This window comes from Kribbella deserti, assembly GCF_042434725.1.
In the GTDB taxonomy this organism is placed as follows: domain Bacteria; phylum Actinomycetota; class Actinomycetes; order Propionibacteriales; family Kribbellaceae; genus Kribbella; species Kribbella deserti.
This window is the reverse complement of record NZ_JBHLTC010000040.1, coordinates 372,922-380,030: the sequence shown is the minus strand read 5'-3', so window position 1 is coordinate 380,030 and position 7,109 is coordinate 372,922. Positions and strand designations below refer to the sequence as shown.

General features: G+C 67.6%; 6 protein-coding genes. 1 reads left to right on the top strand and 5 read right to left on the bottom strand.

The annotated features are described in order from the left end of the window. Nucleotides 1-406: 406 nt before the first annotated feature. The 4 genes from ACFFGN_RS33050 to ACFFGN_RS33035 all read right to left on the bottom strand — a co-directional run bounded on the left by ACFFGN_RS33050 (nucleotide 407) and on the right by ACFFGN_RS33035 (nucleotide 4,279). A complete protein-coding gene (locus tag ACFFGN_RS33050; RefSeq protein ID WP_380056112.1) occupies nucleotides 407-1,828 on the bottom strand; it encodes an MFS transporter in 1,422 nt (473 codons plus the stop codon). Beyond that, nucleotides 1,825-2,274, bottom strand: coding sequence for a MarR family winged helix-turn-helix transcriptional regulator (locus tag ACFFGN_RS33045; RefSeq protein ID WP_380056108.1), 450 nt, complete (start codon nucleotides 2,272-2,274; stop codon nucleotides 1,825-1,827). Before ACFFGN_RS33045 ends, ACFFGN_RS33050 begins: the two co-directional genes overlap by 4 nt. Nucleotides 2,275-2,335: 61 nt before the next feature. Continuing rightward, a complete protein-coding gene (locus tag ACFFGN_RS33040; protein ID WP_380056134.1) occupies nucleotides 2,336-3,241 on the bottom strand; it encodes an aminoglycoside phosphotransferase family protein in 906 nt (301 codons plus the stop codon). A 186-nt stretch (nucleotides 3,242-3,427) separates the two neighbouring features. Then, a complete protein-coding gene (locus ACFFGN_RS33035; RefSeq protein ID WP_380056106.1) occupies nucleotides 3,428-4,279 on the bottom strand; it encodes a hypothetical protein in 852 nt (283 codons plus the stop codon). Between the two features lie 72 nt (nucleotides 4,280-4,351). On the opposite strand from ACFFGN_RS33035, the gene ACFFGN_RS33030 reads away from it, so the two are divergent. After that, a complete protein-coding gene (locus ACFFGN_RS33030; protein WP_380056103.1) occupies nucleotides 4,352-5,458 on the top strand; it encodes a hypothetical protein in 1,107 nt (368 codons plus the stop codon). Here the strand turns inward: ACFFGN_RS33030 and ACFFGN_RS33025 are convergent. Beyond that, nucleotides 5,419-6,891 (bottom strand): NCS2 family permease, encoded by a 1,473-nt coding sequence (locus tag ACFFGN_RS33025; RefSeq protein ID WP_380056100.1) that lies wholly within the window; start codon nucleotides 6,889-6,891, stop codon nucleotides 5,419-5,421. The two genes, ACFFGN_RS33030 and ACFFGN_RS33025, sit on opposite strands and share 40 nt — an antisense overlap. Nucleotides 6,892-7,109: the final 218 nt, after the last annotated feature.

The following is a 7,109-nucleotide window of genomic DNA, read 5'->3' as shown; positions in this document are numbered from 1 at the left end:
AACCCACCCAGCAACCCGCGCCACACCCAAAACGCAACAGGCTCTGCAGCCAGGTAGTCGTACAAAAAGTCGGCAGTCGGCTCGGCCGGACCACCCGCCCGCCCGCCGGACCATCGGGACCGCCGGTTGGGCCGTCAGTCCCTTGGTCGAGGCGGAGCGTGCCGACTCCCGGCGCGGAGTGTGCCGACTCCCGGCGCGGCGCGTGCGGAACACTCCGAAGCCGGCCAGACCTCACCCGTCCCCCTGATAGCCCGCCGCCCTTGGTTGGTTCGGGCCGGGTTAAGGGCGCGCAGCGTCACCGCAGGTGATTCCCAAACCCTTGACGCGGCCCGAACCAACCTGACAATTCGGAAGAACTCAGGGGGACGGGCGCCAACCGATATCCACCCAGCTCCGATGAACCGACCTAAGCCACCCGCGGCGCCCTCGGCCGCTGACGCCCAAACCGCTCGGACCTCCCAAGCCGCGCACTTCGCCCGGGCAACCCGGGCAGCTCCGGCTTCGGGGAATCCGACGCCCGACCGTCGACCACCGGAGCGGCCGGTTCCAGCGCGGCGCGCTTGGTGCCGACCAGATCGGACTGTGGCAGCACATCCAGGTGCGGACGCGGCAGCAACCTCGGTCGGATCGAGAGACCTCGACGCCGGGAGAAGTACAGCACCGAACCAAGCGTGCCGAGCACGGTCAGCGAACCACCGACGATCAGGGACCACCTGGCGCCGAAGGTCTGGCCGACCCAGCCGATGAACGGCGAGCCCAGCGGCGTACCGCCCATCAGGACGGTCATGTAGAGCGCCATCACCCGGCCGCGCATGGTCGGATCGATGCCGAGCTGCATGGTCGCGTTGGCGGCGGTGAGCAGCGTCAGCGCGGTGAAGCCGACGATCGGCAGGACCAGCGCAAAGGTCAGGTACGACGGCATCAGGCCGCTGATCACCACCATCACACCGAAGGCCAGCGCGGATCCGATCACCAGTCGCTGCCTGGTCCGGACCCGGCGGGCGGCCAGCAAGGCGCCGGTGAGCGAGCCGATCGCGAGGATCGAGCCGAGAATGCCGTACTCCCCCGCGCCCTTCTGGAAGGCGTCGGTGGCCATCAGCGCCGAGGTCATCTGGAAGTTCAGTCCGAAGGTGCCGGCGAAGAACACCGCGGTGAGGATCATCATCAGCTCGGGCCGTCGCCACAGGTAGCGCATGCCGTCGCGGATCATGCCCTTGTCCCGCGCGGCCGGCGTCGGGGTCTGCAGTTCGCTGGTTCGCATCAGGTGCAGCGAGACGATCACCGCCGCGTAGCTGAGGCCGTTGATGATGATCACCGGGCCGGTACCGATCCAGGCGATCAGCAGACCGGCCAGGCCGGGGCCGATCAGCCGGGCCGCGTTGAACGAGGCCGAGTTCAGCCCGACGGCGTTGGACAGTTCGTCCTTGCCGACCATCTCGACCACGAAGGCCTGCCGGGTCGGGGCGTCGAAGGCCGTGCCGATACCGAACAGCAGGGCCAGCAGGTAGACGTGCCACACCTCGATCAGGCCGGTGACGGCCAAGGTGCCGAGCAGCAGCGCGACGGAGCCCATCGCGATCTGAGTCAGCGTGAGCACCTTGCGCTTGGGGAAGCGGTCGGCGATCAGGCCGGCATACGGCGAGACCAGCAGGGCGGGCAGGAACTGCAGGCCGGTCACGATGCCAAGCGCCGTACCGGAGTGGGTCAGTTCGAGGACCAGCCAGTCCTGGGCCACCCGCTGCATCCAGGTACCGACGTTCGACACGATCGCGCCAGCGGCGTAGAGCCGGAAGTTCCGGACCTTGAATGCACGGAAGGTCGGACTCATAGAGCCGCCAGTTTTTCGAGCACAGGTGCTGCTTTGCGCAGGATTTCGCGCTCCTCAGGGGTAAGGGTCTTCAGTTTGGTCTTGAGCCACTCGTCGCGGCGGCGGCGATTCGCCAGGATCAGCGCGCGGGCCGCCTCGGTCAGCTCCACCAGCACGAGGCGCTTGTCGGTCTCATGCGGGCGGCGGACCAGCAGGCCGGCGGCCTCCATGTTCGACACGATGCGCGTCATCGACGGCGGCTTCACCTTCTCGTGCGCCGCGAGCTCACCCAGCGTCATCGCGTCGTGCTTGGCCAGTGCGCCGAGCACGCTCAGCTGATTCGCCGTCAGCTCGGCGTCGTCGACTCGCTGCCAGCGGATCTGCCGCGAAAGCCGCATGATCGACGATCGCAACGCGCTGGCCAGGCCGACGTCACTCTTCACCTGCTGGGCGACATCACTGGGCATATCGTTAGCTTAACTCATTAGCTTTGCTAATTAAAGCAGTTGACAGCCGGGCCGCCCGGGGTCAGCGTGTGAGCAGGGTGCGGGCCTGGATGGCCTGGGCCGGGGCCAGCGCGGCCTCGCCGTCCTCGATGTCCCACAGGGCGTTCTGCAGGATCCGGCCGAGCGTCCAGCCGACGGCCCGCTCGCGATCCAGGCCAAGCGCCTCGGTCAACCGGTCGAAGCGCCGCAGCACGGTACGGCGTACATCACCCGCCGCGACGACCTCCCAGTTGGAGTCCAGCGCCGGCCAGAGGTCGAAACCGGGATCACCGGCGAGCGGCTCGGGATCGATCGCGAGCCACGGTTCGCGTTCCCCCGCGAGCACGTTCCCGTAGTGCAGGTCCCAGTGCAGCAGGCGGTCTCCCGGCTCGTCGAGCAGTTCGGTCACCGCGGCCGCGCAGGTCCGAACCAGCTCGCGATCGGCCGGATCGACCAGCGCGGGCAGAGCCGCCGGGACCTGGTCCAGCATGTCGGCCGCGATATCGCCCAATCGCCGAAGCCCGTCCGGCGCCTCGACCGCGACCAGGCGCGCCAGAATGCCCGCGAGGATCTGCATCGCCTCGTCGTCATCCGACAGCGACGACAACGGCCGGGTGCCATCCAGCCGTTCCAGCAACAGACCTCCGCTGGCCGGGTCGTGGTCGAGTAGGCGCGAGATGCCGGCGCCGTTCCAGGTACGCAGGCCAAGAGGCACGCCCGCGTTGTCCTCGCTCGGCGGTTGCAGCTTGAGTACGGCGCTCGTCCCGTCGGCACGCCGTACCGGCAGGACGAGGCCCGCCATACCGTGCGCGGCCGGCCCATCCGGTCGCAAGGACCAGCGGTCGATCAAGGCGGCGGCACGACCGGGTAGCGCGGCAAGCCAGGCCCGACCGGCCTCGTCGCGGTGTGACGCGGCTAGCGCGTCGGGAACGTCGATAGAGGGCACAATCGAATTATCTAGGCCTACGGCACTAGTGTCCTGAGTCGGAAGTTCGTGCACATCTCCGGCGCCCAGGCACGCACCTCGCGGCGTTGGAGAAGCGGCCACGATGCTAGAGCATCGCGACCGCTTCTCCGCCTTGCGATGCACGCACCTGGACACCGGAGCTGAAGCACGAACTTCCGACTCAGGACACTAGCTGTACGCCCGCAGGACTTCCAGGGCCTTGAGCGTCATCACGCCGCGGTACTCGAGAGTGGCGGCCTGGCCCGGCGGTTGCCACGTGAGCGCCCAACCGCCGTCCGGCTGCTGGTCCCGCTCGAGCCGGTCGAGGTGGCCCTGGATCTGCTCATCGGTGAAGAGCCGCCGCCAAAGGCTGGAAGGCGTCGGAGCGAACCAGAGCGGCGTCACGCCGTACGACGGGTCGTCCGCGTCCGCGCGGTAGAGCGACACCTTCGGCAACCACTCGCGGATTGGCTCGACGTACGACTCGGCGCGTTCGCGATCCGGCACGTGCTCCAGGAAGACGGTCACCTCGAGCAAGGCGTGCCCGTCCTCGGGCAGACCCGCCTCAAGCGAGGACCAGCACCACTCGGTGGCCCGATCGAGCCAGGGGTGTTCGATGCCGAGCTGGTGCAGCAGGCCCGCGATGCCGGCGGTCGGGTTGAGCCCGGGCGCGTAGGCCCAGTCGCTCCAATGCTCGGCGCGCGGGTATGCCTCGATCGCCGAGCTGGCCAAAGCGACGGCGCCGTCGGAACTCGCGGTCGCCTGGAGCCAGTCGGCCGCGCGGCTCACCATCGGCACGTCGACCATTCCGGCCGCGGCGAGGTTCTGCAGGGCCACCTCGACGTCCAGCGCGAGGCTGTCCGGGCAGCGCTTGTCCGGCTCCAATCCGTGCCCGAAGCCGCCATCCGGGTTCTGGTATCCGCGCAGGGCATCGACCACACCGGTCGGGTCCGCCTGCTCGAAGATGGTCGCGAACAACCGCTGTTCGAGCAGCCGGCCCTCCCGGCGGATGAAGTCCCGGCCGGTTTCGAAATAAGTCATGTGCCAGCATGACCCGTTCGCCGTACCAACGTCTTGAACAAATCGGACACCGCGCCATTAGGGTTCGCTGACATGGAGCACCGCGAACAGCTGGACAGGTATGAGCAACGATTCCGGCGAGCGGGTTTGCCACTGTTCATCGAGGACTTTTCGCCGACACAGGACATCTTCGCCCGGGCCACTCCCCTGCTCCTGCTGGTCTTTCTCGCGGAGATGCTCGGCGCCACCTCGCTGCAGTGGAGCTGGTGGCAGAACCTGCTGGCGGTCACGGGTGCGCTCGCCGTGCTGATCTGTGGCTTCGGCGTCCTGAACGGATTGCGCGGACGGCGGTTCTGGTCGTTCCCGACGCGCTTCGGCATCCCGGAGCTGACGGTCTTCGTGCTGCTGCCCGCGCTGCTGCCGCTGGTGACGGAACGCCAGGTGCAGCAGTTCTTCGCTGTTGCCGCGAGCAACCTGTTCCTGATCGGCCTGGTGTACGCCGTGGTCGGCTACGGCCTGATCGGTACGACGATCTGGGGTATGCGCCGGGTCGTGGCCGAACTCGGTAGTTCCGTGGCCAGCCTGGTCCGGGCGCTGCCGCTACTGCTCGTCTTCTCGCTGGTGCTGTTCGTGAACACCGAGATGTGGCAGGTCTTCGCCGGTATGCCGACGGCGTTCATCATCTTCGCGGTGGTGCTTTTCACCCTGCTCGGCGATGCCTTCCTGGTCTTTCGCCTACCGGGCGAACTCAACCAGATCGTGCACGAGGTCGCGCCGGACAGCCCACCGCTGCGCGCGTTGCAGCGGGTCAACCTCAGCGTCAGCCTGGTGATACGGCAGTGGCTCCAGGTGCTCGTGGTGAGCGTTGGCGTGGGCGCCTTCTTCGTCTCGTTCGGCACGCTGGCGATCAGCGAGCAGATCTACGAATCGTGGGGCGTCGAGCCCGGAGCCTGGCGGATCGACCTCACGCTGCTCGGGTATCCCCTGGTACTCAGCGAGGCCCTGGTGAAGGTGGCGACGGGTATCGCCACCTTCACCGGGCTCTACTACTCGATCTCACTGATGACCGACGCGACTTATCGCGCCGAATTCCTCGACACGATGACCGACGAGTTGCGCGACGTGTTCGCCGTACGCGCCGACTACCTGGCGCTACGGGCTCAGGTCAGCCAGTCGCCGAGTGGTCCGATCGCGAAGTAGATCACGAACAGCCCGGACACCACCCACATCAGCGGATGCACCGCGCGGGCCTTGCCGCGAATCACCTTGAGCAGCACGAACGCGACGAAGCCCGCGCCGATCCCCGCGGTGATCGAGTACGTGAACGGCATCAGGATGATGGTCAGGAAGGCCGGAATGCCGATCTCCAGATCATCGAAGTCGATGCCCTTCACCTGGGTCATCATCAGGAAGCCGACCAGGATCAGCGCCGGAGTGGCGGCCTCGTAGGGCACGAGCGTCACCAGGGGCGCGAACACCATCGAGATCAGGAAGCAGATACCGGTGATGACGCTGGCCAGGCCGGTCCGGGCGCCCTCGCCCACACCGGAGGCGGACTCGATGTACGACGTGTTGCTCGATACCGAGGCGGCGCCACCACCCGCGGCCGCGATGCTGTCCACGATCAGGATGCGCTGCGCGTTCGGCGGGTTGCCGTCGGAGTCGAGCAGGCCGGCCTCGGCGCCGATGGCCGTCATCGTGCCCATGGTGTCGAAGAAGTCGGCCAGCATCAGCGTGAAGATCAGCAGCAGGGCCGAGATCACGCCGACCTGACTGAACGAGCCGAACAGGTTGAACTCGCCGATGGTGTCGAAGTTCGGTGCGGTGAAGATCTTGTCCGGCAGCTCCGGCACGCTCAGGCCCCAGCCGCCCAGGTTGGTATCGCTGCGCGGGCCGATCTTGGCGACCGCCTCGACGATGACGGCGAGCACGGTGGCGGACAGGATGCCGATCAGGATCGCGCCCTTGACCTTCAGTGCGTGCAGCGCGACCACCAGGGCCAGGCCGATCACGAAGATCAGCACCGGCCAGCCCCGCAGGTTGCCGCCGATGCCGAGCTCGACCGGCGGCGCCGTCGGGGAGGCCGGGCGCCGGACGAAGCCGGCGTCGACCACACCGATGAACGCGATGAACAGACCGATACCCACGCTGATCGCGACCTTGAGCTGACGTGGCACCGCCTCGAACACCGCGCGGCGGAAGCCGGTCAGCACCAGGATCAGGATGATCAGGCCCTCCAGCACGACCAGGCCCATCGCGTCGGCCCAGGTCATCTTGGTGGCGATCGAGAACGCGACGAACGCGTTCAGCCCGAGGCCGGTGGCCAGCGCGAGCGGGAAGTTCGCCACCAGGCCCATCAAGATGGTGAGCACGCCCGCGGCCAATGCGGTGGCGACGGCGATCTTGGCGATCGAGGCGGCCGGATCGGTGCCACCGCCGACGAACTGGCCGGAGCCGTCCTTGACGGTGCCGATGATCAGCGGGTTCAGCACGACGATGTAGGCCATCGTGAAGAACGTGACCAGTCCACCGCGGATCTCACGCCCCAGCGTGGACCCGCGCTGACTGATCTTGAAGAAGGAGTCGAGGGGGCCGCTGCTGGAGCGGGCCGTCGTGGTCGGGGACGAGCTCATGGCGGAATACTTCCAGGTCGCTGCGACAGTCGCGAGCGAATCCCCGGAGTTCATGGCCGAAGTAGACCTCCTGCCCGGAAACTGTCCGGGCGGGGCATTAGTGTGGAAGCGTGGCAGATAACAGCGTGGGGGATGGCGTGGGCGGCACCGCGAAGGATGCGGCGCCGGAGAAGAGCGGCCCGAAGCGGACCGATCCGACCAGCCAGCTGGCCCGCGGC